At 59.0% G+C, this 24,413-nt stretch carries 22 protein-coding genes; 13 read left to right on the top strand and 9 right to left on the bottom strand.

The genetic code is table 11. The features are described from left to right. The first annotated feature begins 53 nt into the window (after positions 1 to 53). From CBB62_02500 to CBB62_02485, 4 genes are all read left to right on the top strand, one after another. Positions 54 to 884 (top strand): 3-deoxy-D-manno-octulosonate cytidylyltransferase, encoded by an 831-nt coding sequence (locus tag CBB62_02500; protein ID OUT41244.1) that lies wholly within the window; start codon positions 54 to 56, stop codon positions 882 to 884. A 34-nt stretch (positions 885 to 918) separates the two neighbouring features. Beyond that, positions 919 to 1,593: a hypothetical protein gene (locus CBB62_02495; GenBank protein OUT41243.1), complete on the top strand. Its 675-nt coding sequence runs from the start codon at positions 919 to 921 to the stop codon at positions 1,591 to 1,593. A gap of 123 nt (positions 1,594 to 1,716) precedes the next feature. Beyond that, entirely contained in the window at positions 1,717 to 2,535 is an 819-nt protein-coding gene (locus CBB62_02490; protein OUT42602.1) for a mechanosensitive ion channel protein MscS, read from the top strand. A gap of 102 nt (positions 2,536 to 2,637) precedes the next feature. After that, positions 2,638 to 4,326 carry a hypothetical protein gene (locus CBB62_02485; protein OUT41242.1) on the top strand — a complete coding sequence of 563 codons (1,689 nt, stop codon included), beginning with the start codon at positions 2,638 to 2,640 and terminating at the stop codon, positions 4,324 to 4,326. On the opposite strand, the gene CBB62_02480 is transcribed toward CBB62_02485, so the two are convergent. Next, entirely contained in the window at positions 4,289 to 5,092 is an 804-nt protein-coding gene (locus tag CBB62_02480) for a hypothetical protein (GenBank protein ID OUT41241.1), read from the bottom strand. The genes CBB62_02485 and CBB62_02480 overlap by 38 nt on opposite strands. Before the next feature lie 179 nt (positions 5,093 to 5,271). Between CBB62_02480 and CBB62_02475 the strand changes: the two genes are divergently transcribed. The 3 genes from CBB62_02475 (at position 5,272) to CBB62_02465 (ending at position 9,204) form a co-directional block, all read left to right on the top strand. Further along, complete coding sequence (locus CBB62_02475) at positions 5,272 to 6,267, top strand: hypothetical protein (GenBank protein OUT41240.1); 996 nt, start codon at positions 5,272 to 5,274, stop codon at positions 6,265 to 6,267. A 106-nt stretch (positions 6,268 to 6,373) separates the two neighbouring features. Beyond that, complete coding sequence (locus CBB62_02470) at positions 6,374 to 8,179, top strand: hypothetical protein (GenBank protein ID OUT41239.1); 1,806 nt, start codon at positions 6,374 to 6,376, stop codon at positions 8,177 to 8,179. A 119-nt stretch (positions 8,180 to 8,298) separates the two neighbouring features. Next, positions 8,299 to 9,204, top strand: a complete 906-nt coding sequence (locus CBB62_02465) for an alpha/beta hydrolase (GenBank protein OUT41238.1) — start codon at positions 8,299 to 8,301, stop codon at positions 9,202 to 9,204. Here CBB62_02465 and CBB62_02460 read toward each other — a convergent pair. Then, a complete protein-coding gene (locus tag CBB62_02460; GenBank protein OUT41237.1) occupies positions 9,185 to 9,724 on the bottom strand; it encodes a hypothetical protein in 540 nt (179 codons plus the stop codon). The two genes, CBB62_02465 and CBB62_02460, sit on opposite strands and share 20 nt — an antisense overlap. Positions 9,725 to 10,126: 402 nt before the next feature. Between CBB62_02460 and CBB62_02455 the strand changes: the two genes are divergently transcribed. From CBB62_02455 to CBB62_02440, 4 genes are all read left to right on the top strand, one after another. Further along, on the top strand, positions 10,127 to 10,975 hold the full coding sequence (locus tag CBB62_02455; protein ID OUT41236.1) for a hypothetical protein: 849 nt from the start codon (positions 10,127 to 10,129) through the stop codon (positions 10,973 to 10,975). 125 nt (positions 10,976 to 11,100) lie between these two features. Next, positions 11,101 to 11,499 carry a Co2+/Mg2+ efflux protein ApaG gene (locus CBB62_02450; protein ID OUT41235.1) on the top strand — a complete coding sequence of 133 codons (399 nt, stop codon included), beginning with the start codon at positions 11,101 to 11,103 and terminating at the stop codon, positions 11,497 to 11,499. Between the two features lie 182 nt (positions 11,500 to 11,681). Next, complete coding sequence (locus tag CBB62_02445) at positions 11,682 to 12,335, top strand: GTP cyclohydrolase I FolE (GenBank protein OUT41234.1); 654 nt, start codon at positions 11,682 to 11,684, stop codon at positions 12,333 to 12,335. Positions 12,336 to 12,518: 183 nt separating this feature from the next. Then, positions 12,519 to 13,928, top strand: coding sequence for a potassium transporter TrkH (locus CBB62_02440; GenBank protein OUT42601.1), 1,410 nt, complete (start codon positions 12,519 to 12,521; stop codon positions 13,926 to 13,928). Positions 13,929 to 13,937: 9 nt separating this feature from the next. Here CBB62_02440 and CBB62_02435 read toward each other — a convergent pair whose 3' ends face one another. The 7 genes from CBB62_02435 to CBB62_02405 form a co-directional block, all read right to left on the bottom strand. After that, positions 13,938 to 14,537, bottom strand: coding sequence for a hypothetical protein (locus CBB62_02435; protein ID OUT41233.1), 600 nt, complete (start codon positions 14,535 to 14,537; stop codon positions 13,938 to 13,940). Positions 14,538 to 14,559: 22 nt separating this feature from the next. Continuing rightward, positions 14,560 to 15,540, bottom strand: coding sequence for a hypothetical protein (locus CBB62_02430; protein OUT41232.1), 981 nt, complete (start codon positions 15,538 to 15,540; stop codon positions 14,560 to 14,562). A gap of 51 nt (positions 15,541 to 15,591) precedes the next feature. Further along, positions 15,592 to 16,530: an ornithine carbamoyltransferase gene (locus tag CBB62_02425; protein ID OUT42600.1), complete on the bottom strand. Its 939-nt coding sequence runs from the start codon at positions 16,528 to 16,530 to the stop codon at positions 15,592 to 15,594. 17 nt (positions 16,531 to 16,547) lie between these two features. Beyond that, positions 16,548 to 17,726: an acetylornithine transaminase gene (locus tag CBB62_02420; GenBank protein ID OUT42599.1), complete on the bottom strand. Its 1,179-nt coding sequence runs from the start codon at positions 17,724 to 17,726 to the stop codon at positions 16,548 to 16,550. A 423-nt stretch (positions 17,727 to 18,149) separates the two neighbouring features. After that, positions 18,150 to 19,076, bottom strand: a complete 927-nt coding sequence (locus tag CBB62_02415) for an exopolyphosphatase (protein OUT42598.1) — start codon at positions 19,074 to 19,076, stop codon at positions 18,150 to 18,152. A 260-nt stretch (positions 19,077 to 19,336) separates the two neighbouring features. After that, positions 19,337 to 20,275, bottom strand: a complete 939-nt coding sequence (locus CBB62_02410; protein OUT41231.1) for a hypothetical protein — start codon at positions 20,273 to 20,275, stop codon at positions 19,337 to 19,339. After that, on the bottom strand, positions 20,272 to 21,150 hold the full coding sequence (locus CBB62_02405; protein OUT42597.1) for a multidrug ABC transporter permease: 879 nt from the start codon (positions 21,148 to 21,150) through the stop codon (positions 20,272 to 20,274). Before CBB62_02405 ends, CBB62_02410 begins: the two co-directional genes overlap by 4 nt. A gap of 241 nt (positions 21,151 to 21,391) precedes the next feature. Between CBB62_02405 and CBB62_02400 the strand changes: the two genes are divergently transcribed. Both CBB62_02400 and CBB62_02395 read left to right on the top strand, forming a co-directional pair. Beyond that, positions 21,392 to 22,816, top strand: a complete 1,425-nt coding sequence (locus CBB62_02400) for a hypothetical protein (GenBank protein ID OUT41230.1) — start codon at positions 21,392 to 21,394, stop codon at positions 22,814 to 22,816. Positions 22,817 to 22,931: 115 nt separating this feature from the next. After that, a complete protein-coding gene (locus tag CBB62_02395) occupies positions 22,932 to 24,320 on the top strand; it encodes a hypothetical protein (protein OUT41229.1) in 1,389 nt (462 codons plus the stop codon). The last annotated feature ends 93 nt before the right edge of the window (positions 24,321 to 24,413 follow it).

The raw sequence follows: 24,413 nt of genomic DNA, 5'->3' as shown, positions 1-24,413 counted from the left end.
ACACTACGTCATGTTGACTTTGTCTCAACACTTTATGTCACATCTGCCGCCAAATGACTGATTTTCAAGCAACCCAGCCCCCCTCACAGATCGCACCATCCGTCGCTATCATTATCCCGGCCCGTTATGGCTCATCCCGTTTTCCCGGCAAGCCGATGGCACCGATTGCTGGTGTGCCGATGCTGGAGCGGGTCTGGCGCATCGCCCGTGCCGTGCCCCATGTGGGTCAGGTGATCGTGGCAACCGATGACCAGCGGATTGTCGATCTGGTCACCGGTTTCGGCGGCTATGCGGTGATGACCCCCGAGAGCTGCCGCAATGGCACCGAACGGTCGCTGGCCGCCATCAACCAGATGGCTGACAAGCCGGATATTATTCTGAACCTTCAGGGGGATGCCGTGCTGACCCCGCCCTGGATTCTGGAAGCGCTGGTCAATGCCATGCTGGCCAATCCCGATCTGCCCATGGCCACCCCGGCCACCCGCATGAGCGCGGCGCAGGTCGATGATCTCGTCGCATCGAAAGCCGACGGACAGGTCGGCGGTACCACCGTCACCTTCGATTATACCGGTCGCGCGCTGTATTTCTCGAAACGGGTGATCCCGTTCATCCGGGGTACGCATGATGCACCGCCGGTTTACCGCCATATCGGCCTCTATGCCTATCGCCAGGCGACCCTTGAGCGCCTGTGTCAGTTGCAGCCCGGCCCGCTGGAGACCGTGGAACAGCTGGAACAGCTCCGGGCGCTGGAAAACGGTATTCCGATACAGGTGGTCACCGTGGATTATCGCGGTCGCACCCACTGGTCGGTGGATGCGCCCGATGACGTAACCATGGTTGAGAAACTGATCGCCGAGGAAGGCGAACTGGTTGAAACCACTTGATAGATAAACCGAAAAGCATGGGAGATACCCCGAGATGAACCTGCTGCTTGCCCGTCACGGCAATACATTCGGCCCGGATGACACACCAGTCTGGGTCGGTGCCGATCAGGACCTGCCATTGGTGCCAAAAGGCCGCGAACAGGCCGAGGCCGTGGGACAGGCACTGGCCAGTGCCGGGATCACTCCCGCCGCCATCGTCGCCGGCCCCCTGAAACGCACGGCAGAACATGCCACCATTATCCGCGACATTGCCGGTGGCGGCGAGATCAGCATCGACCACCGCCTGCGCGAGATCGATTACGGCAGCTGGGGCGGCAAGACCACCGAACAGATTGTCGAAACCCATGGCGAAGCGGCGGTTACCGCCTGGAACGAGCGTGGCCAATGGCCGGATCGCGCCGACTGGCAACCCGACCTCAGCACCCTGCGCCGCGACCTGAAACTGCTGGTCAATGACCTGCAGGCGCAGCATGGCGCAGATGACACGGTGTTGCTGGTCTCATCCAACGGTATTCTGCGGTTTTTCCTCGATCTGGTGCCCGGTGCCTTTGCTCTGCGCGCGCGAGATCAGTCGCTCAAGACCGCAACCGGGGCACTGTCCTGCATTCAGCGACAGGGCGGGCTGTATCAGGTCCTGTTCTGGAACAAGCGACCGGATGACATTGATTTGTCAGTACTAAATCAGCAAACCGCCGAGACACCCGCCTAGCTCGCCACGCCTACGGCAAGTTTTTGGTCGCAACCACCAGCCTCAGTTGCTACATAGTCGCGCCATATTCCATTCCTTTCATGAACAAAAGAGAGTCCAGTCATGGAAAATGCTGGTGAAACAATGCAAACCGCCATTGATCAGGCCATTACCCTGATCACCGAATACGGCCTCGATGTGGTCGGTGCCATCGTCATTCTGGTCCTTGGCCTTATCGTCTCAGGCTGGGTCAGCCGCGCTGTCCGCAGCGGCCTCAGCCGGGTCAAGAGCGTCGACAGCATGCTGCGCGGTTTCTTCGCCAGCATGGCAAAATATTTCGTCATCGCCATCACGCTGATCGCGGTACTTGAGCGCTTCGGCGTTGAGACGACCAGCTTCGTTGCCGTCCTCGGTGCTGCCGGCCTCGCCATCGGTCTCGCCCTGCAGGGCACCCTGTCGAATGTGGCCGCCGGCGTGATGCTGCTGCTGTTCCGCCCGTTCAAAGTTGGCGATTACGTCGAAGTAGCTGGCCTGTCAGGTACGGTTGCAGACGTTTCCCTGTTCACCACCGAACTGACCACCCCGGATAATGTCCAGATTGTCACCCCTAACTCCGACATCTGGGGCACCGCCATCAAGAACTTCTCACACCATGCAACCCGCCGGGTTCAACTGATCGTCGGCATCGGCTATGGTGACGACATGGACAAGGCAATCGAGGTGATCAAGGGCGTCATCAGCGCCGAAGAGCGCATCCATGCTGAACCGGCCCCATTCGTTGCGGTCTCCAATCTCGGTGACAGCTCAGTCGATATCACCATTCGGGTCTGGTGTGATGCCGCCAATTTCTGGCCACTGAGCTTCACCCTGCCGAAAGCGGTCAAGGAAGCCTTCGATAAGAACGATATCTCGATCCCGTTCCCACAACGCGATGTGCATATGTATCAGGTCGCAGCATCATAAGGCCGACAGGTTTGAAAGTTACGGAAAGCCGGGGTATCAAGCATATTCCGGCTTTTTTGCTGCTTGTTTTCACCGCCATGGCACCCCACACTAAATCCTGTAATGACCCCTGATATCATCTTCATGTGGGTGCCGCTGATCACCTTCGGCATCTTTGCGCTCCGCTACAGCAAAATGCGGGTCATGCAGCTTGCCGCCTGGTATGCCGGGCTGGCGATTGCGGTACTGGTCTGGCACAGCCTTGAGCTGCCATTTGCCGTGACCGGATCGGTCATTCTCTGGATCGTCTACGGTTTTGTTACCCCGCGCCTGAACGGCATTGCCTATCAGGCCGTGATCAAACGCGACTATGATACAGCACAGCGTTACGAGAACTGGCTCGGCATTCTGATCCCGGTGCCGGAAATGCGCACCCACAGGGCCCTGTCCACGGCCTTTGCCATGATCCAGCAGGGCAATGTGGCAGAAGGGCTGGCGCTGCTCGACAGCATCGCCGCAACTGACGGCAAAAGTGCCGCCATCGCCCGGTCGCAGGCCGCACTGATGCGCAGCGATTATCAGCAGGTGGCGGATATTGCCGGATCGGCGGCGGGCGAGAAGAACCCTAGCATCCGGCTGCTCGGCATCCGGGCGCTGGCCGAGCTTGGCCGCCTCGATGATGCTATCGAGGCCTATCGTCAGGAAGAACCAAAGTTCCGCGCCATGACCAGCGTACCGGAGCAGGCCCTGACCAAGGCCAGCCTCTATACCCATGCTGGCGATACGGCGGCGGTGCTCAACCTGATCAACGGCCCGCTCGGCAGCTTTCCGGCCGCGGAGCAGGAATTGCTCATGGCCCGCGCGCAATATTTTGCCAGCGGCGACTGGGAGAATTTCAGCGCCGCCCTGCATCGCCTTAAGGACAAGACCGGCGGTGCCATGCTCCATCGGATCGAGCACTGGCTGCAGCGCGGCCCACAGCCACGGCCATCCCTTGGCCCCGAGGGCCGGGAGAAGCTCGACCAGCTGACCCGTGAACAGAGCGATACCCGCGCCTATTTCCGGCACAAAGTCGACAAGCCGCGCGTAGCCATCGGCCTGATCGTGATCAACCTGATCGTGTTTCTGCTGACCACCGGCATGCATGGCACCTTCGCCTTCTATGGCCACGAAACCGCGATCCACCAGCTGTTTGCCGATTATGTCGATGCGAACAGCGACTGGTGGCAGTATTTCACCAATCTCGGCCCGCTCGGCATCTTCATCTGGCCCTATACCGCCGAGCAGGGCGAATGGTGGCGACTGCTCTCGGCGACCTTCCTGCACTACAATTACCTGCATGTGGGCTTCAACATGCTGGCCCTGACATGGTTCGGGATCGGCATCGAGCGCCGGGTCGGTCACTGGCGGTTCCTGACCATTTACCTGTTGAGCGGCATCGGCTCGATGGTGGCCGCCCTGATCAATTATCAGTTCGGTGACCAGTCACAACCGGTGCTGGCATTGGGCGCTTCCGGTTCGATCTTCGGCGTGCTGGGTGCGGTGCTGGCGCTGGCGATCCTGACATATCGCCGGACCCGGCTGTTTCAGGCCCGGCAGGACATCAACGGCATACTGATCATCCTGCTGATCCAGACCGGTTTTGACTGGATGTATCTCGATGGCTCATCGCCGCTGCATATCTCGGGTCTGGTCAGCGGCTTTATCATCACCCTGATCATCGCCCCACGCAGTGCCACAATGCCCAGCATCGGCGGCAAACCGGCAGAGAATGTCATTCAATCAGACGTGCAGCCATCAGACAGTCATTGAGCGCCGCCTCGGCATTGATGACCGCCTGACGGTCGCCCAACCGTCGGTCGAGCACCAGCCCGATAAAGGCGTTGATCGCCCCGACCACATGGATGCTCTCGTCACTGACCGCCAAACCCCCATGGTCGCGGTAACTGGCCAGCAATGTCTCATCAAGCCAGCCCAATGTGCGCCAATGGGCGAAATCGACCGCTGGCAGGTCCCAGCCGTTTTCGGCAAAATCCACCAGACCGATCCCGCCGCCGGGCAAGCGGATGACGTTGCTCGGATTAACATCGCCATGGGCCCAGACCGGTTGCGGGCAATCGAGCAATAACTGGCGGTAACGCTCACGCAGCCGCTTTGCGCGTATCCGCTCCATTTCCGGCAGATCGTCCATGATGGCCCCGAATATCCAGTCCCGGCGGCTCAGGCTAACCAGATCATCACCGACCGGGGCCTGATCGCGATGCCGGTCGCTCAACCGGTGAAATATTGCCAGCGCCGCACCCAGTTGCCGCGCCAGCACTTCACGACCAGCGTTATCAAGCGCCGCATGGGCATCTGAACTGAACACCTGTCCCTCGATACAGCCCATGCGCAGCCAGCAGGCGAAATTGTCATCGGCACCCTGCCGCATCTCCGGCACCGGGCCGTGGCCGAGATAAAGCGGCAGCGCCAGCTGCGGATCGCGATAACCGGTAAAACCGGCAAGCGCCTGTGCCTCGCGCTCGATCAGATCACGGCCATCGCCGATACCGCCATCGGCACGGGCGAGTTTCAGCACTGCCTGATCGTCAAGCCGGAAAGTACGGCCCCACAGCCCCTCACCCAAAGGCTGGCCATAATGTCCCGCCAGACACGCCGCGATAGTGGTTTTCGGATCAAATATCGACACGGGCCAATCGGTCAGTAAATAGTGAACGGGCGAGACACCCCAGCCAGACGCCGGACCATCGGTACATCATGACTAGCGCGCCCCTGCCGGAAGCGAAAGCCGAACAACGCAACCTTGCCAAATATCTGTTTCTGGCACTGCAGGTCGTTGTCTCCCTCGGCCTGTTGATATGGGTCCTGAGCGGTGTTGATTTCACCAATGTGCTGGCCGCCCTGCACGGGGCGAATTACTGGCTGCTGGCACTCGCGGTGCTGATCCTGCCGGTGCATGTTGTGGCCAATGCCTGGCGCTGGCAGTATGTCTGGCCCACCGATCCTGCCTGGCCCGAACAGCAGAAACCGGGCATTGGCACCCTGACCCAGCTGATCTTTATCGGCCTGTTCTTCAACCAGATACTGCCACCGCCGGTCGGCGGCGACGCGGTCCGCACCATCGGTGCCAAACGTCTCGGCCTCGGTTATACCGCCGGGGCGCTCAGCGTGTTTATCGAGCGGGTCTGGGGGCTGATTACGGTGACCCTGTTCATCCTGCCGACCCTGCCATTCCTGCTGGCTGACCTGTTACCGAACGGGATTACCCCAACCGGACTGGCCATCGGCCTGCTGCTGGTTGCCCTTGTCGGTCTGGTTGTCGGTTTCAAACTGCTGCTCTGGCTCTGTCAGCATCTCGAGGGCCGCTTGCAGAAGGAATTGCCGATCAATCTGATCCGGCAGTTGCGCACCACAACGCTGGAGCCGAAATCCGCCCTCTGGCTGCTGCTGCTGTCCATGCTCGGCCAGTTGCCACCACTGCTATCGATCATGCTGATTGGTATTGCCCTGCCTGGCGATATAGGTGCTGGCACTGCCCTGCTCGTGGCACCACTGGCCCTGTTCGCGACGGTCGTACCGATCTCGTTCGCCGGTTGGGGCCTGCGGGAAGGCGTCATGGTCACCGCCCTTGCCAGTCAGGGCATCAACAGCGCGCAGGCACTCGCACTGTCGCTGGCTTTCGGTGTCGGCCTGTTGCTGATCTCGCTGCCCGGCGCGGTACTGTTCCGCCTCAAGCGACGTGAAAACGGCTGATTTCGGCCACTGCCGCCAAATTCTGCCTGAATCCTGAAAAAACTTCATGGTTTCCAACCGGCCATTAAGAGTTCGGTAGGGGCTTCCGTAGCAGCATGTCAGCACTATGGAAGCGAACACATACAAACATCCCAACACCAGCAGGCTCAGCGGCGGGCAGGACCCGTTCAAGAGCTCCTTTGCCGAATGTGTTTATGACTACCAGGCCTGGGTCAACGGCCACTGGAAGGTCATAGCGAGCTTTGACAGTGAAGAACTCGCCATCGGTCAGGCCCAGAAGGACCTGATGGAGGATCACCAGCACCGGGTACGGGTGCTGAAAATCTGGCCCAACCAGCGGGACACCATCCAGCCACGGGTGATCTTCAACCGCGAGTCCGAAGACCCCAACAGCCTTTATGAGAGCGGTCTCGGCTGCCCACCATTCAGCCCACCGATCTGTCACGACCCCCATGACCTTTATGAGCCATCGGCGCGGCTGACCCTGAACCGGCTGTTCCGGGATTACTGTGAGCGCAACCAGCTGCTGGTTGGCCAGATTCTGCACAGCTCCCTGCATATGAACCGCCTGCTCAAGCAAAGCCGGTTGATCGGTCAGGCCATCAACCGGACGGCCAAGCTGCAGGCCAAGAGCGGTGAACTGCTCAAGCGTCGGCGCCAGACGATCATGAAGATGGTCCAGTCACTGCCGGAAATCGTCGAGGCCCTGCCCCATCGTATCCGGCAGTCGGAAGCCGATGATACGCTGGACAACCTGATCCGCACCCTGAGCGACAGCAGCGAGCTGCCCGCCACCGAGCTCGCCAACCAGAAACGCATGCTGGGTGCCGCCGTTTATGCCGCCGGGTTGAGCCGGGAGAGCGTACACAAGCAATTTTGCTGGGCCATGGAGCTGCTGGAGCAGAACCGGCATCCGCTGCTCAACCAGCAACTCGACCTGTTCCTCGCTGATCTCTGTTACGCCACCGAACTGCCTCATGACATGATCGGTCTGGCTGGCAATCTGGGTGAGGTGCTGATCCGTTTGCTGCGGCTGGCGGAAGGCATCGACATGAATGAGGGCAACAAGCCACCGACCAAGGATCAGGAAACCAATATCGCCATCGCACGGCTGCAGAATGCTCTGAAATACCGGATATTACCGGTAACGCGACAGCATCTGGTCGATTGCGTCAGCGATGCCCTTGAATACAGCGGTGCCCTCGAAGCCCGCGACCAGAACCTTGATGACCAGCTCTACCGGATGATTGTCGAGACCGCCGGGCGCTGCTATCGCCTGCTGGCCGAACCGGATTTCATCCTCGCCCTGACCCGCAGGTTCTGCCGTCACAGCGACATTTCCGCGAACGACACCATGGGTGCTATCCGCCATGTAGGGGCAATTCTACAGCAACCCGGACTGGGACTGATATACTGGACAACACTGTACAAGCTCTATGACGATCAGGAGATTCGACGCTATCTGATCAGCAGCATCCGGCAGACGCTGGAACAGAGCATCGACATGATGGTGCTGTTACCCGGCAATATGGGGCACCATGCCCGGGTTGCCCGTATGTCCCTCGCCTATCACTCTATTGCCCGGATGGCGATTGCCCCGGAATGGCGGCGCGGCACCCTGCAGCTGATCGACGAGGCCCTGCTGCTCTATCTGGAGGAACAGGACTTCCTGAAGGAAAAGCCGGGCGATCCTGACAGCTTCCGCGATCAGGCCTTCCGTATGGTCGATTTTGTCCAGTCAGGACTGTTGCCCGACGGTCAGGCACTGCAACGCCTCAGGGTTCGGATCAGCCGGATGATCAAACGTGAAGGGTTCGACAAGATTTTCGTGCGCGGGATCAAGGATCGGACTATGGCCGAGGCTGCGACACGTGCCTTCCAGAACCGGTTGCGCGATGCCGGGTTCAAATGATGCCGTGACCTGACAAACTCTTTGTCACATCAACCACTTGTCGTATTCGCAAAGCGATGCCACCTTAATAGGTGTTAGGATGGCGCAACAACGCCGTCGCAGTTTTTGATGTAGGCTATATGACCGGACTGCTTGCTGATTTTGAAAGCCACCACCAGCAGGTTGGCGATGTGAAGCTGCATTATCGCAAGGGCGGCACCGGCCCGCCGCTGGTCCTGCTCCACGGCTATCCGCAAACCCATCTGATGTGGCACGAGATTGCGCCCTATCTGGCCGCCGATTTCACGGTCTATCTGCCTGACCTCCGCGGCTATGGCGACAGCAGTAAACCGGCGGGCGGGCCACTCCATAATGACCCCAATCACCGTCGCTATTCCAAGCGCCAGATGGCAACAGACATTATTGGGCTGATGACCGCGCTGGAGATCAACACCTTCAACCTCGTCGGCCATGATCGTGGTGCCCGGGTCGCCCATCGCCTGTGCCTCGATCACGGCAATCGGGTCAACCGCGTGGCCTTCCTCGATATTGTGCCGACCCATGCGATCTTTCAGCAGACTGACCAGTCCATCGCCATGCGCTTCTATCACTGGTTCTTCCTGATCCAGCCGGAGCCGTTCCCGGAGACCATCATCGGGCGTGATCCCGGCTGGTGGCTGCGCTCGAAACTGGCCGCATGGTCAATGAATTTTGAAGCCTTCAACCCGGCCGCCATTGAAGAATACGAACGCTGTTTCGCCGATCCCGAGGCAATCCACGCCTCTTGCGAGGATTACCGGGCCGGGGCGACCGCCGATATGATCGACGATACCGTGGATTTCGGCAAAAATCTGGTGACCAATCCGGCACTGGTGCTGTGGGGCAGGGGTTTCCTCGGTCAGCGCTTCGATGTCATGAATATCTGGCAGCAATACGCCACGGATATTCGCGGTCACGAACTGAATTGTGGGCATTTCCTGCCGGAAGAGGCACCGACCGATACGCTACTGGCGCTACGGGCGTTTCTTACCAACCAGTCCCTTTGATCGCCTGACGCGCCGAACCGGTTGCGGGCTGGATCATGCCGGCCTGATAATCGAGTACACCGGGGGTAAATTCGAGGCCTAGCAGCCGTTTACGATCAACCGGGCCGGGCAGGTTCAACCCGTGCATGATATCGCCCACAAAACCGAACTGCCGGTAATACGGCTCGTCACCGACCAGAACCACCGCCGGATAACCGAGCGCACGGGCGCGCATCAGACCGTGGTTGATCAGACGGCGACCATAGCCGAGGCCGCGCAGCACCGGTGAGACGGAGATCGGGCCGAGCAGGGCCACTTCGGTCTGATCGGGCAGAATGGCAGGCCAGAAGCGTAAGGAAGCCACGAGATTGCCCGCTTCATCCTCGATCACAAAACCGAGCTGACGGATCTGGTCAATGCCATCGCGGAACCGGTAAGCGGTCTTGGCAAAACGACCGGGACCGAAGGAAAGATCGGTCAATGCCTCAATCGCGGCATCATGTTCGGGACGTTCTGAAATGACTTCAAGCAAGCTAACCATAGGCTGGGAGCCTAGCAGGCTTCCATGACAGACAAACGACAATTTTCAAACAAACCGTGCATGGCAAGTTTTCAGTATTCGCATGTGTCGTCAGGGTCATATGAGCACTTCACAGACCAACACCGTTGCCCATAGGCAACAATAGTGGCAAATGCGCCACAACATATGCCTACCCCTTAATTTACGCTGGAAACCGCCCCCATTCTGGCCATAGTTGCGGGGAATATAGTGCTGATGGCTGACATTTAGTGTATAGCCATGCACGTATAATTTGACGCGGCGTCAGTTGCCCAGACCGGATGCAGCGTTAGTTAAAGTTCGGAATGATCATCTCGGTCGCACCCACATGCGGTCTTCATTCAGTCCGTACCAGGACCCAACTACTTTTAATCGGGGAAGAACATGCACTTCAAAAATTTCATCGGGGCCATTGCAGCCCTTGCTCTGCTGGGTGGCTGTGCTGCCGCTACCAGTATCAATGACGTTGAGAAACTGAACGACACCGCAGCTGTCGGCAGTGAATTCACACGCGCTCTGGCAACCGAGTATCGCGAACTCGCCAATTTCGAGCAGTTCGAAATGTACGATTACCGCGATGCCAAATACCACGCTGACAAGGGCCTGATGGCTGCTCAGGGTGAAGTCGTTCTTCCGACCGAAATGAGCGAGCGTGATATCGACGACGCCCATGTAGGTGAGCTGCAGGTTGCCCGTGGCCGCCTGATGTCTGCTTTCAACAAAGACGCCCGCAACCTGTTCCCGAACGAGGCTGCCGTTGCCCAGACCCGCTTTGACTGCTGGATGGAGCAACAGGAAGAAGGCTTCCAGCTCGACCACATCCGCGCTTGCCGCGAAGAGTTCCGCGCTGCCATTGCTGCTCTTGAAGGCAAAATGAATGCGCAGCCGGTTGCCGCTGAAGGTGCCGAGCGCTTCATCGTCTTCTTCGGTTTCGACAGCGTTGAAATTCCTGCCAGTGCCGCCAGCATTCTCGCCAATGCCGCCCGCACCATCGAAGGCAAGGACGGCGCAGTTGTCGACATCGTCGGTCACGCTGATACCTCTGGTGATGCAACCTACAACCAGGGCCTGTCCGAGCGTCGCGCAGCTGCCGTTCAACAAGCTCTGAGCGGTCGCGGTATCGCCATCGACAAGATGACCACCTCCGGCCGTGGTGAGCGCGCGCTGCTCATCGAAACCGCTGACGGTGTCCGCGAGCCATCAAACCGCCGCGCAGAAATCATCCTGCGCTAAGCGGTCACCGGACCGGTAAGGTCCGGTCGATGACAGCACCAAGCTTTTGTGAAAGGCCGACATTATGTCGGCCTTTTGCTATTTCAGGATTGATCAGACCGGGAAAATTCCCGTAAAGACCCTTTATGAGCAATTACTCCGCTACCACGCGCGACATCACGGTTCTGGTCGAACCGGAATTTCTGGAAGACCGGTCCTCGCCGATCGAGAACCACTTCGTCTGGGCCTATCACATCCGTATCGAGAATAACGGCAGTGACCGGGTACAGCTGCGCACCCGCTATTGGCGCATTACCGATGCCAATGGCCATGAACAGGAAGTACGCGGCCCCGGTGTTGTCGGCGAGGAACCGATCCTCGATCCGGGCGAGAGCTATGAGTACAGCTCCGGCTGTCCGCTGAGTACGCCGAGCGGCATCATGGCCGGGTCATTCGGCATGGAGAAAGCGGATGGCGAACAGTTCGATGTGGCCGTACCCGCCTTCTCCCTCGACAGTCCGCATCAGGCGGTCAGGCTGAACTAGCCGTTGGTCGAAGCTGGATTTTTGCCTCTCCTTCTGTCAAAACCCTGTTACATGACAGGATAGTTGCTGTTTTTGCTGTATAAAGCGCAGCGGAAAAATTGATCCAAGTGCTCGCAGACCCAAGTATATACAGTCAACAAATCAACCATGGCTTATCTTGCAGAACAGAGATACGGCGCATCATGAACCAGCCACTGACCGACAAACCGGTTGCCCATCTGGGTGACAAGACCCACGCCGAACTCGGCAAGGCATCAAAACCCAGCCGTGCCGAGGCCGAAGAGGCCGTGCGCACCCTGCTGCTCTGGGCGGGCGAGAACCCGGACCGTGAAGGGCTGGTTGATACCCCGTCACGGGTGGTCAAGGCCTATCAGGAGCTGTTTCAGGGCTATGAGCAGGACCCGATCAGCGTACTGGAGACCACTTTCGATGAGGCGGGCGGCTATGACGAGGTGATTGCCCTGACCAATATCGAATTCACCTCTCATTGCGAACACCACATGCTGCCGGTTATCGGTCGCGCCCATATTGCCTATCTGCCGAACAAGCAGATCATCGGCCTGTCCAAGCTCGCCCGTCTGGTCGATATCTATGCCAACCGCCTGCAGATTCAGGAACGGATGACCGCACAGATCGCCGATACCCTGCAGGAAGTGCTGAAACCACGTGGTGTCGCCGTGGTGATCGAGGCCCATCACCAGTGCATGTCCATGCGTGGGATCAAGAAGTCGGGCGGTATGATGAAAACCAGCCGTCTGCTCGGTGCCTTCCGCGATATGCCGGAAACCCGCCGCGAGTTCATGGCGCTGATCGACAAGGCTGGCGCATGCGGCTAGGCACCGCATACCCGAAACAATCCCGGTTTTTGCGGTTGCCGATGCAATCAATGCTGGACACCGCCGCCGGTTTGGCGTTGGTTCAGCAACGATTTTTCCGGTCCCGACCGATCAACCCGATGCTGTCCCCGTAGATGCTGCCCCGTGTTTGACCTTCGTCTCGTCCTCTACATCGTTGGTATTATGGTAGTAACGCTGGGCGGCACCATGCTGTTGCCGGCACTGGTCGACCTTGTGCTGGGCAATCAGGACTGGCAGGTCTTCACCATCTCCGCCACCGTGACGGTATTTATCGGCGGCTCACTGATGCTGACCAACCGTACCTCGAATGGCGGGCAATGGCGGGCACGGGAAGCGGTCCTGATGACCAACCTCGCCTGGCTGATGCTGTCCATATTCGGCGCACTGCCACTGCATCTCTCCGAACTCGATCTCAGCTATACCGACGCCTTCTTCGAGGCGGTGTCCGGACTGACCACCACCGGTTCCACGGTCATGGTCGGGCTCGATGACGCACCACCGGGCATCCTGCTCTGGCGCTCGATCCTGCAATGGCTGGGCGGCATCGGTATCATCGTCATGGCGATCTCGGTCCTGCCCATGCTGGCCATCGGCGGGATGCAGCTGTTCCAGATGGAAGCCTTCGAGAGTGACAAGGTACTGCCGCGCACCGCCCAGCTCGCCTCCTCGATCGGCCTGCTCTATATTGCCCTGACCCTGCTCTGCATCATTTGTTACGGCCTCGCCGGGATGGGCACATTCGATGCGGTGACCCATGCCCTGACCACCATCTCGACCGGCGGGTTTGCCACATCCGACAACTCCATGGGCATCTTTGACAGCGCCATCATCGATGCCATCACCATCACCTTCATGATCCTCGGCTGCCTGCCTTTTGTGCTGATGATAGTCGCCATTCGCGGCGGCTGGATGAAGCTGATCATGGATCGTCAGGTCCAATGGTTCATCGGCATCCTGTTCAGCGCCATCGGCACCATGACCCTCTATACCTGGGTCTATGTCTACCAGGATCTGGGCAAGGCGCTGCGCTACTCCGCCTTCAATGTCACCTCGGTCATGACCGGTACCGGTTATGCCTCGGCGGATTACGGCACATGGGGCGCATTTCCGCTGACCGTGTTCTTCTTCCTGATGTTTATCGGTGGCTGTGCCGGATCGACCACCTGTGCGATCAAGGTGTTCCGGTTCCAGATCCTCTATGCGGTTACCAAGACCCAGCTGCAGAAATTGCTGCAACCCCACGGCGTCTTTATTCCCTACTACAACCGCCGCCCGGTTCCCGAGGACGTGCCGCTCGCCGTCATGAGCTTCTTTGCCATGTTCGGCCTCAGCTTTGGCATCCTCGCCATTGCCCTCGGCCTGATGGGTCTCGACTTCCTGACGGCGATTTCCGGGGCAGCCACGGCAATTTCCAATGTCGGCCCCGGCCTCGGCAATATCATTGGCCCGGCCGGCAACTTCAAACCGCTGCCGGACGCCGCCAAATGGGTGCTGTCATTCGGCATGCTGCTGGGACGCCTCGAGCTGTTCACCGTACTGGTGCTGCTGCTGCCGCAATTCTGGCGCCGTTAAGCGCCACCGCTAGCGTGAGATCAGGGCACCGAGATTGCGCTGAAGCTGGCTGACGAACTCGCGGTCCAGATCATTGATCGTGCGCTCAACCAGATCGAACAAGGCCCGGTCGCGCTGATCCAGCGTGCTCTGGTCATCGAGCACCAGACGCCCCTCGGCGCGCGCTTCTGCAAAACCGTTGATATCCCAATAGGGCGAGACCGCATCAAGGCGCACGGCGAAATTCGCCACATATTCAAATGTCGGCTGGGACATGGTGAAGGGGCCGAGCTTCTTCGCCGCCTCAAGCTGACGCTCGACTATGCTGGCATTATGGATCACCAGCAGTGCCTCGCCATTATTGGCCGCAGGCTCGATCCGCCGCCGTGCCCAGTCCTGCAGGGCGATATAGGGCGGCTGGGCCAGCTTGTGCTCCACATTCGGCGGAAAGAATTTCGGCTGATAATTGTTCCGCACCTCAAGCCGCGCCACATCAAAGCGGATCGGCTGGAACTGCTGGAACGTCATGCGCGGCACATCGAGCGGCGGCGGCGATGAGGTACAGGCGGAGATAAACGGCAGGGCACTCAGACCCAGACCACCAAGCAGGAGTGTACGGCGCGATGTCATGCCAGACCCTTGTTCAGTCATTTTATTGTTCTCGGTTTTTCATAACTTCAGGGACACCAACGCTATAAACGGTGCTGCAAAATTCGCAAGTCACCTCGAGCGCATTATCAACCGCCATATCCTCGATCGCCTCGGTCGGCAGACCGTTGAGCATGTTCATGATGCGCTCGCGGCTGCAGCGACAGTCACGGGAAACACCGTGACGCTCGAACACCCGCACACCATCCTCGTTGAACAGGCGATACAACAGATCATTGGCCGGGAGTGCCGGATCGACCATCTCATGGGTGGTCAGTGACCCGAGCATGACCATGGCCCGCCGCCAGCCGTCTTCTTCGTCATTGCCCAGACGCTTGTTGATGATCTGCTCCTGGTCCTCGGGCATGCGCTGGAGCATCAACCCACCGGCGCGCCAATGGCCGTCATGCTGCTCCACCTTGATCGAGACACCGGTATCGAGCTGCTCCGACTGCTTGAAGTAATTGACCACGCAATCGGCCATATTGCTGCCGGTCAGCTCGACAATGCCCTGATACCGCTCGGTATGGGCACCCTGGTCGACGGTAAAGGCCAGATAGCCACCGCCAAGGATGGTGGAGAGGCCCGCCTGATGGGAAGGCCGGTCGATACCGGCGAGATCGCCGAGATCTTCCTGCACCGCCGCCAGCTTTTCCTCATCGAATTTGGCATAACCACGGATCGCCCCGCTGCTGGTCATATCGATGACCACCATGGAGATCGGCCCGTCACTGCGGGTCTGGAGCGTGAAGATGCCGTCATATTTTAGCGCGGAGGCGAGGATCACCGTCAGGGTCAGGGCCTCAGCCAGCAGATCGGCGACCACAACCGGATAGTCGTGGCGGCTCAGAATGTCGTCAACAACATCATCCATACGCACGAGGCGACCGCGCAAATTGGTCGCCTCGAGCTGGAATGGCTGGATGATATCGGTATCGCGGTCAAAGGATGCCTGTAACCGCTCAGAACTGGGATGTGATTCCATCGTGTATATCAACAGCGTCAGATAGATCGGATTGAAACTGATAACAGCCTATCAGGCATCACCGAGAATGCACCAGTGCAAGATGCCTTTCTGTGCGTGCAACCGGTTTTCGGCTTCGTCAAAGACCACTGAATGTCGCCCCTCGATTACCGCATCGGTGACTTCCTCACCGCGGTGTGCGGGCAGGCAATGCATGAACAGCGCATTATCATCCGCCTTGGCCATCAGAGCCTCATCCACTTGAAATGGCGCGAAAATCTTGTGGCGCGGGATGCCGTCATTCTCCTGATGCATCGAGGTCCAGGTATCGGTGATGACGCAATCCGCCCCCGCAACCGCCACTGCCGCATCATGACCGAAGCTGACCTTGCCACCGCTGGCGGCCTTGTCCTGCTCCATGGCGAGCCAATCGAGCAGCCAGGGTGCGGGCGGCAATTCCGCCGGGTGGGCAATGCGAAACTCGAAGCCGAGTCTGATGGCTGCCTCGGCAATGCTGGCGGCCACATTATTGGCATCGCCGACCCAGGCCAGCACCTTGCCGGCAATCGGTCCGCGATGCTCCTCGAAGGTCATGATATCGGCGATAATCTGGCAGGGATGGGTGTCATCGGTCAGGCCGTTGATCACCGGCACCGTGGCATGGGCTGCCAACTCATGCATCTTGGCCGCCGCATCGGTGCGCAGCATGATCGCATCCACATAGCGGGACAGCACCCGCGCGGTGTCAGGGATGGTCTCGCCGCGCCCCAGCTGCATGTCATGGGGTGATAGGGTAACCGCATGGCCGCCCATCTGGGACATACCCACATCAAAAGATACGCGAGTTCTGGTCGATGGCTTCTCGAAAATCAGGCCGAGGCTGCGCCCGGCGAGGCTGGTGCTTTGCTTGCCGGATTTCAGGTCGCGCTTATAGGCAACGGCCAGATCGAGGATGCGGCGCAGTTGGGCACCGGTCAGATCCTTGAGGTCGAGAAAATGCCGTCCGGTCATCTGTGTTGCTTGTGCGGTCATTGGCCCATTCCTTCCGTCACCATGGCGGCGAATACCGCATCCAGCGCGGCAATGGCTTCATCGATATGCTGTTGTTCAATAATCAGCGGCGGCAGCAGACGCACGGTATTATCGCTGGCCGGTACCGTCAGCAGGTTATGCTCACGCAAACGGGCCACAACATCGCCCGCTGCCACAGCGTCAACAAGGCGCAAGCCAAGCATCAGCCCCATGCCGCGCACTTGCTGCACCAGACCCGGATAGCGCGATTGCAGCGCCACCAGCGCCGCACCCAGCGCCTTGCCCTGCTGTTCCACATGCGACAGGAAGCCGGGCTCCAGAATGACGTCGAGCACGGCATTGCCGATGGCGGTGGCCAGCGGGTTGCCGCCATAGGTGGAGCCATGGGTGCCCGCCACCATCCCGGCAGCGGCCTTGGCCGTTGCCATACAGGCACCGAGCGGGAAACCACCGCCAATACCCTTGGCAACACTCATCACGTCCGGGGTGATCCCGGCCCATTCATGGGCAAACAGCTTGCCGGTGCGGCCCATGCCACATTGAATTTCATCGAGATAGAGCAGCAAGCCGTTTTGGTCACAGAGCGCCCGGACCGCGCGCAGGAACTCGGCATCAACCGCGCGGATACCGCCCTCGCCCTGGATCGGCTCCAGATGAATGGCAGCGGTCCGCGGCCCGATTGCCGCCTCGATCGCCGCCAGATCACCGAACGGCACCACGTCAAAGCCATCGAGTAGTGGCCCGAAGCCGCCGATCATCTTCGGCTGACGGGTGGCAGAGATACCACCCAGCGTCCGGCCATGAAACGCACCGTCGAGGCAGATGATCCGATAGCGATCAGGCTGACCGATATGATCGAAATACTTGCGGATCAGCTTGACCCCGCATTCCCATGCCTCGGCACCGGAATTGGTGAAGAACATGGTGTCGGCAAAACTGTGCTCCACCAGCCGTGCCGCCAGTCGCTCCGCTTCCGGCACCCGGTACAGATTGGAGATATGCCAGAGCTTACCGCCCTGATCCTGCAGGGTTTCGACCAGATGCGGATGGCTGTGGCCAAGGGCATTGACGGCAATACCGGCGGCAAAATCGAGATAGCGGTGGCCATCACCGCTGAACAGGTAAACCCCCTCGCCATGGCTGAATGACAGGTTGGCGCGGGCATAGGTGGGCATGACGGGTGGGATCGCAGGGGAGATCATGGTGTCATTCGCGGTGTTCGATTGACCGGCATCGGCCGGGGCTTGCGATACAGAGGACTGGATGCTCATCGGTAAATACTACTTTCTGATACAGGAACGAATACCGGTTTTGTTGGTTCGCGCGATCGTTCGACTGAAAAAACAAAACAGCCGGTTCAGGTTTGCTGACCGGCTGTCGGATCAAATGGAAAATCTGGTATCAGGATCGTCGTCGTCGCAGTGCAACGGCACAGCGCAATCCAGCCAGCCCCAAACCCAAGGCAGCCACAGCCATACGTCGGCGTCGATTGCGGTGTCTGGTCAGGATGCCCATGATGGCCTTGATACCTGTTTATAATCTAGAAATGGCACCAGCGTTTCCAGATGCGGTAACGCTGTCTGATTTGACAATCGCCCCTAGGAGGTCAGCTTGTCAATCAATTCCACCATGATTTCGGGTGCCTTGTCGTTGTCGATCTGACAGGTACCCGCCGCTTCATGGCCGCCGCCGCCATATTCGAGCATCAGCTTGCCGACATTGACCTTGCTGTCGCGATTGATGATCGACTTGCCAACGGCAAAGACCGTGTTCTGTTTCTGGCGACCCCACATCACATGCATGGACATATCGCAGTCAGGGAACAGGGCGTAGATCATGAACCGGTTGCCAGCATAGAGGATATCCTCCTCCCGCAGATCGAGCACGATCAGGTTGTCATATTTCTCGGAACAGGCATGGACCTGATTGATATATGGCTCCACATGCTCCTCATAGAGGGCGACACGCTCGGCCACATCGGGCAGTGCCAGAATGTCGTTTACGTCCTTGTACTCGCGGCAGATGTCCACGAGGTTCAGCATCAGCTGGTAGTTGGAAACACTGAAATTGCGGAACCGGCCGAGGCCCGTGCGGGCATCCATGATAAAGCTGAGCAGCACCCAGCCCTGCGGGTCGAGGATTTCCTCCTCGGTGAACTGGGCGCTGTCCGCCTTGTCCACCGCCAGCATCATGTCGTCGGAGATATTCCGGAACCGGGTGCGACCACCGTAATATTCATAGACCACCCGCGCCGCGCTGTCGGCATGGGGATCGAGGATGTGGTTGTTCCGGTCCTCGTTACGGTAGAACTCGCTCAGATGGTGATCGAAGCAGAGATGCACACCTTCCTGATAGGGCAGGTTGCAAGTGATGTCGTGGCGGGTAACCGGGATCTTGCCGTCCTGCATGTCCTTGGGGTGCACGAACAGCACCTCCTCGATCATATCCATTTCACGGAGCAGGACCGCACAGACCAGACCGTCAAAATCGCTTCGGGTGATCAGGCGGAATTTCTGCTGGCTCATGATCCGGCCATCAGGGGCCTTGCCAGCGGGATTTTTGGCGGACAGGTCGGACATGTTCGGCGTTATCCCCTTAACTTGTTGGTCTGCGTTTCTCAGACCCTTGAATGACAGACCGGTATCGCCAAGTGCCGCGCGCTACAGGTTCCCACAACGGGTTGCGGGCTGCCATGTTTTTGCCGCAATTAAGGTAACCTGTTTTGCAGCGCTTGCGAAGACCAAGACGCTCGAAATAGCGCATTATTTGCCGTGAAGACACAATATCATCGTGGTTTGCGGGTGGTAATGATGATGCCTGTGACAATCAGAACAGCCCCGACGGCGTGATACCAGCGCAGCGGCTCGGCAAACAGCAGCACGGCAAAGATCGTGCCGATCACCGGCATCAGGTGGAAATAGAGCGAGGCCCGGTTCGCACCGATCAGCTCAATCCCCCGGTTATAGCAGAGATAGGCGGCAAAGGACGGGAAGATGCCAACATAGGCGAGCGCCACCGCTGTCTTCGCCGTGATCTGGACCTGTGCCACATAGAGGTGTTCCCAGATATAGACCGGCACCAGAAACAGCATACCGACCGTAAAGGTGGCGAACAGCATGGTCATCGGATGCACCACCGGCTTGAGGCGCAGACAGACCGAATAGATGGCATAGCTGATCATGGCAAACACGATCAGCAGATCGCCATTATTGACGGCAAGACCGGTCAGGACGGAAATATCGCCACCGCTGATAATGGTCACCGCCCCGGTCAGGGCGAGCACAATCGAGGCCAGCTGCACTCTGGTAACCCGGTCCCGGAAAAACAGGAAGGAAAAGGCCGGGATCAGCAGTGGCAGCGTGGCGTTGAGCAGGAACAGGTTGACCGCCGAGGTGAAATACTGGCTCCAGTAGATCAGCGTGTTGAACATGGTAATGCCGAAAAACGACATGATCAGCACCACCCGCCATTTCTGCTTCAGGGCAGGCCAGTCGCGTTTCAGATGGGGCCAGGCAAAGGGCAGGATCAGGCACAGCGCAATGATCCAGCGCCAGAACGCCAGCGCCACCGGCGGCAACTCATCGCTGAGCGCCACCCATTTGCCGAGCACACCATTGCCGGCCCAGAAGGTCATGGTCAGGATCAGCAGCAACGGTGCGTTGTCGAAGATACGCAGCGCCGCCGGAACGGTGCTGTCCGATGCGCCCTGCGGTTCGGCACTCATGGTCGCAGCCTGTACCCGGTCTGCAGCATGCGGATCGCCAGCGCGAGCAGTGCGGCATTGGTCACCACGCCGACAACCAGCCCGATCATGATGTCACCATCGGCATGGCCGATGAACCCGGCCCGGAAGCCGTCAATCATGTAGAAGAACGGATTGAGATGCGCCATGAACAGCCAGTTCTCCGGCAGCCGCTCAACGGAATAGAAGGTGCCGGACAGAAAGGTCAGCGGCGTGACGACAAAATTCGTTACGGCAGCGATATGATCGAACTTTTCCGACCAGATACCGCCGACGACCCCGAGGGTTGAGAGCAGCATCGAGCCGCTGATCGCATGGAACAGGATCAGCCCGGGACTATGCACCGGGATATCGACGAACATCACCAGCACCAGCCACGTGAAGAAACCGACTACAATTCCGCGGGTAACCCCACCCAGCACCCAGCCGAGGGCCAATTCGACGGAATTGAGCGGTGGTAGGAGGATATCAACGATATTGCCCTGAACCTTGGCAATCACCACCGAGGAGGAGGTATTGGCGAAGGCGTTCTGGGTGATCACCATCATGATCAAGCCGGGGGCGAGGAATGCCAGATAGGGCACATCACCGACCGACCGGCTGCCCGCATCAAGGGCGAGAGCAAATACCATATAGAACAGCAGGGTGGTGATGATCGGTGCCAGAATGGTCTGGGAATAGACCTTGATGAACCGCTTTACCTCTTTGTTGTAAAGGGTCCAGAAACCGATCCAGTTGACCCGACCGAGCGGACGCGGGGCAAGGCTGCCCAGCTCAACGCCGCTGCCTTGACCGAGGGTGCTGTCTTGAGTGGTGGTATCAGGCGACAAATTCTGTGCCGCATCATCAGGCGCCATCATAAAAAATCCGGTATTTGCAAATCTTTGGGGAAGAATAAGTCTTCTCATATTGAGTTGCGTCCCCGCTTTCGCAACCCCTGACGCCGCTAAATACAGATTGCGACACTGAATTGCAAAGCCCTGACGCCGCGCCGCTACGCTGCACAGAGGCCACATCACCCGACAGAAAAGCTGAAATTACCGGCGTTTGATCATCCGGGAATTGAACTGTCATGCGTTTGAGCGCACGATATTTTGCATGGACACGCCCGTTCCGACAGATAAACCCGCAGCAACCGGTGCCGAGGGCATGACCCGGCGCACATGCCTGACCTGTGCCGGTGCCATGGGTGCTGCCGCCCTGCTGCCGGGCATGGCACAGGCACAGGAACTGGCCGCAAACATTGCTCCACCGCAATCTGCAGTACCGACCCAAGGCTATGTGCACCCATGGCTTGGGGACAGCATCGTTGAGGCGGTTTCCTCGGGTCACCCACCGGATCGGGTTGAGCTGACACCGCGCGGACTGACCGCCGGTCTGTGCGGCGCGATCCAGCATTACCGCGCCATTGTCGAGGCCGGAGGCTGGCCGGTCATTCCCGAGCCGGGCGAGATGCTTGAGCGCGACACGCGCAATGACGCCGTCTATGTATTGCGCCGCCGTCTGCGCATGACCGGCGACATCGCCAGCGTCGAGGACAACGGCTCCGATCACTACACACAAGCGGTCATGGACGCCGTGGCGCGGTTTCAGGCCCGGCACGGGCTGGAAGCGGACGGCGTGGTTGGCCCGGCCACCTTGCGGGAACTCAATGTCCCGGCCAATATCCGGCTGGCGACACTGGTCATCAATATCGAGCGCACCCGCCAATGGGCCGATGATTACGGCGACCGCTTTATCGCTGTGAATATTGCCGCCAGCCGCCTGCACCTGATCGACAAGGGCAAGACGGTTTTCGATACACGGGTCATTGTCGGGCGGATCGACCGCACCACGCCGATCATCCATTCCAAGATCACCCGCATCGATTACAACCCGCACTGGTATGCCCCCGACAGCATCGGTCGCCGCGACCTGCTGCCCGCGATCCAGACCGACCCGGATTATTTCTGGCAGAACGGCATCCGCGTATTCTCCGACTTCAGCAGCAGCGGCACCGAAATTCAGCCGGAAGAAATCGACTGGTACCAGTTCGATGGTCAGGAAAACCTGCCCTACAAATTCCGTCAGGACCCCGGCCCATGGAATGTGCTCGGCCCGGTCCGGTTCGTGTTCGAGAACAGCCATTCGGTCTATCTGCATGGCACCTCGAACGAGGCGCTGTTCGAACAGGCCAACCGCACCTTCAGCTCCGGCTGTGTCCGGGTTGATGGCGCACTCGACATTTCCGCCTATCTGGCACAGGAACAGGAAGGCTGGGACGTGGAGCGGGTGCAATCGCTGGTCGAGCATTACAAGAGCCGCAGCGTCAAGCTCGACAACCCGATCCCGGTACACCTGATCTATCGCACGGCATGGGTCGATCCCGATGGCACTGTGCAATTCAGGCATGACGTTTATGACTGGGATGCCGTGCTGGACATTACATGGGGTCATGTGGCAAGTGTGCCTTGTGTTTACGGCACGCGCGAAACCGCGAGCCAGCACGTTGTGACCGCCAGCCATACCGGCCAGGGCGGCTGACGGCAGCAAACCGATAACCACCTGATAAACTGTCATAAAACCGGACAATACTGCCCATGTATTTCCGTGCCAGGCCGCAGAGACGCTCTATGCAATCGCCCGAAAGCAATCGCTGATGATTAGTGATCTGCGCGCCCTGATGCTGTCGATCGCCCCGCTGCTCCTGACCATGATGCTGATCACGGTCGGGCACAGTCTGGTCGGTACCGGCACGGCAATCCGCCTCGACCTCGATGGCTTCTCACCCAATGTCATCGGTCTGGTCGGTGCCGCCTATGCGGTCGGCTTCATGGCTGGAACGCTGGTCGTGCCACGCATGATCGGTCGGGTCGGCCATATCCGGGTCTTTGCCGCCTTTGCCTCACTGCTGATGATCAGCGTACTGGTGCAGAGCATCTATGTCGGCCCCATCGGCTGGGCTTTCCTGCGCATGGTCGCCGGGTTCTCGATCGCTGGCGTGTTTATCATGACCGAAGGCTGGATCAACGAGAGCACCAGCAATGCGGTACGCGGGCAAGTGCTCAGTATCTATATCAGCGTGAACTATTTCGGCATTACCATGGGGCAGGGGCTGATTGCCGCGATTGACCCGGCCGATGCCCTGTTGTTCATCGTTGCCGCCATCCTGATCAGCGTCTCGGTCGTGCCGCTGACACTGGCCAATGTGCAGGCCCCGGCACCGGTTGAAACCGCGCGGTTCCCGATCCGCAAGCTGTTCCGGATTTCACCGCTCGGTTTCTGTGCGGTGTTTTCCAGCGGTGTTCTGAACTCGCTGCTGTCGAACTTCCTGCCGATCCTCGGACGTGAGGTAGAGCCGGACAATACCTTCATCGCAACGATAATGCTCTCCTTTATCCTGAGCGGCTTCCTGTTCCAGATGCCAGCCGGTCGCCTCTCGGACAAGATCGACCGTCGCTATGTCATTATCGGCAGTGCCTCATTGCTGGCTATAGCCTCCTTGGCCGCCCTGCTGATGTCGGTCGACACGCAAGGCAAGCTGCTATGCATCATCCTGCTGATCGGCGCACTGGTGCCGATTTTCTATTCGGTCGGTATTGCCCATACTTCAGACTTCATTGACTTCAATGACATGGTCGCGGCGAGTGCTGGATTGCTGATGATCTATGGTATCGGCACAGTTATCGGCCCGATTATCGGCGGTCAGTTGCTCAACCTGATCGGCACCGGACCGGGCATTTTTGTCGTGGTCTTGCTGATCGGCATCGCGCTCGGCGGCTTCGGTCTGTACCGGAGCATCGTCGGCGATACAGTGCATGAGGATGACAAGGCCGACTTCCAGATCATGCGCCCGACCACCACGCTGGCCTTCACCTTCGATCCGCGGGTTGAGGAAGACCAGTATGACCTCGATCTCGGCGATGCTGCCGGTGTCTATCTGACCGCCAGTGCCGCCGGGCTGGAATCACCGGCCTATCTCGACGACTCGCTTACCGGCGAGGTGATCGGGCCAATGGAAACCGACACCACAACTGCCGTCAAATAGCGGTTAAAGGTCGGGATAGCGACCCCGGCGCATCACTGCCATCGGTCGCTGACCCCGGATTTGGCGGGTTCTGATATTCCCCCTTGAAGTATC

The sequence above is a fragment of the Micavibrio sp. TMED2 genome, assembly GCA_002168225.1.
Lineage (GTDB): Bacteria > Pseudomonadota > Alphaproteobacteria > TMED2 > TMED2 > TMED2.
This window is presented reverse-complemented; position numbering and strand designations above follow the sequence as displayed.

Bases quoted from the DNA above. Each gene is read 5' to 3' on its own strand.
- CBB62_02500 (OUT41244.1), top strand. From the start codon at position 54: ATGACTGATTTTCAAGCAACCCAGCCCCCCTCACAGATCGCACCATCC.
- CBB62_02495 (OUT41243.1), top strand. From the start codon at position 919: ATGAACCTGCTGCTTGCCCGTCACGGCAATACATTCGGCCCGGATGAC.
- CBB62_02490 (OUT42602.1), top strand. From the start codon at position 1,717: ATGCAAACCGCCATTGATCAGGCCATTACCCTGATCACCGAATACGGC.
- CBB62_02485 (OUT41242.1), top strand. From the start codon at position 2,638: ATGACCCCTGATATCATCTTCATGTGGGTGCCGCTGATCACCTTCGGC.
- CBB62_02475 (OUT41240.1), top strand. From the start codon at position 5,272: ATGACTAGCGCGCCCCTGCCGGAAGCGAAAGCCGAACAACGCAACCTT.
- CBB62_02470 (OUT41239.1), top strand. From the start codon at position 6,374: ATGGAAGCGAACACATACAAACATCCCAACACCAGCAGGCTCAGCGGC.
- CBB62_02465 (OUT41238.1), top strand. From the start codon at position 8,299: ATGACCGGACTGCTTGCTGATTTTGAAAGCCACCACCAGCAGGTTGGC.
- CBB62_02460 (OUT41237.1), bottom strand. From the start codon at position 9,724: ATGGTTAGCTTGCTTGAAGTCATTTCAGAACGTCCCGAACATGATGCC.
- CBB62_02455 (OUT41236.1), top strand. From the start codon at position 10,127: ATGCACTTCAAAAATTTCATCGGGGCCATTGCAGCCCTTGCTCTGCTG.
- CBB62_02450 (OUT41235.1), top strand. From the start codon at position 11,101: ATGAGCAATTACTCCGCTACCACGCGCGACATCACGGTTCTGGTCGAA.
- CBB62_02445 (OUT41234.1), top strand. From the start codon at position 11,682: ATGAACCAGCCACTGACCGACAAACCGGTTGCCCATCTGGGTGACAAG.
- CBB62_02440 (OUT42601.1), top strand. From the start codon at position 12,519: ATGGTAGTAACGCTGGGCGGCACCATGCTGTTGCCGGCACTGGTCGAC.
- CBB62_02435 (OUT41233.1), bottom strand. From the start codon at position 14,537: ATGACATCGCGCCGTACACTCCTGCTTGGTGGTCTGGGTCTGAGTGCC.
- CBB62_02430 (OUT41232.1), bottom strand. From the start codon at position 15,540: ATGGAATCACATCCCAGTTCTGAGCGGTTACAGGCATCCTTTGACCGC.
- CBB62_02425 (OUT42600.1), bottom strand. From the start codon at position 16,530: ATGACCGGACGGCATTTTCTCGACCTCAAGGATCTGACCGGTGCCCAA.
- CBB62_02420 (OUT42599.1), bottom strand. From the start codon at position 17,726: ATGCCCACCTATGCCCGCGCCAACCTGTCATTCAGCCATGGCGAGGGG.
- CBB62_02415 (OUT42598.1), bottom strand. From the start codon at position 19,076: ATGAGCCAGCAGAAATTCCGCCTGATCACCCGAAGCGATTTTGACGGT.
- CBB62_02410 (OUT41231.1), bottom strand. From the start codon at position 20,275: ATGAGTGCCGAACCGCAGGGCGCATCGGACAGCACCGTTCCGGCGGCG.
- CBB62_02405 (OUT42597.1), bottom strand. From the start codon at position 21,150: ATGGCGCCTGATGATGCGGCACAGAATTTGTCGCCTGATACCACCACT.
- CBB62_02400 (OUT41230.1), top strand. From the start codon at position 21,392: ATGGACACGCCCGTTCCGACAGATAAACCCGCAGCAACCGGTGCCGAG.
- CBB62_02395 (OUT41229.1), top strand. From the start codon at position 22,932: ATGATTAGTGATCTGCGCGCCCTGATGCTGTCGATCGCCCCGCTGCTC.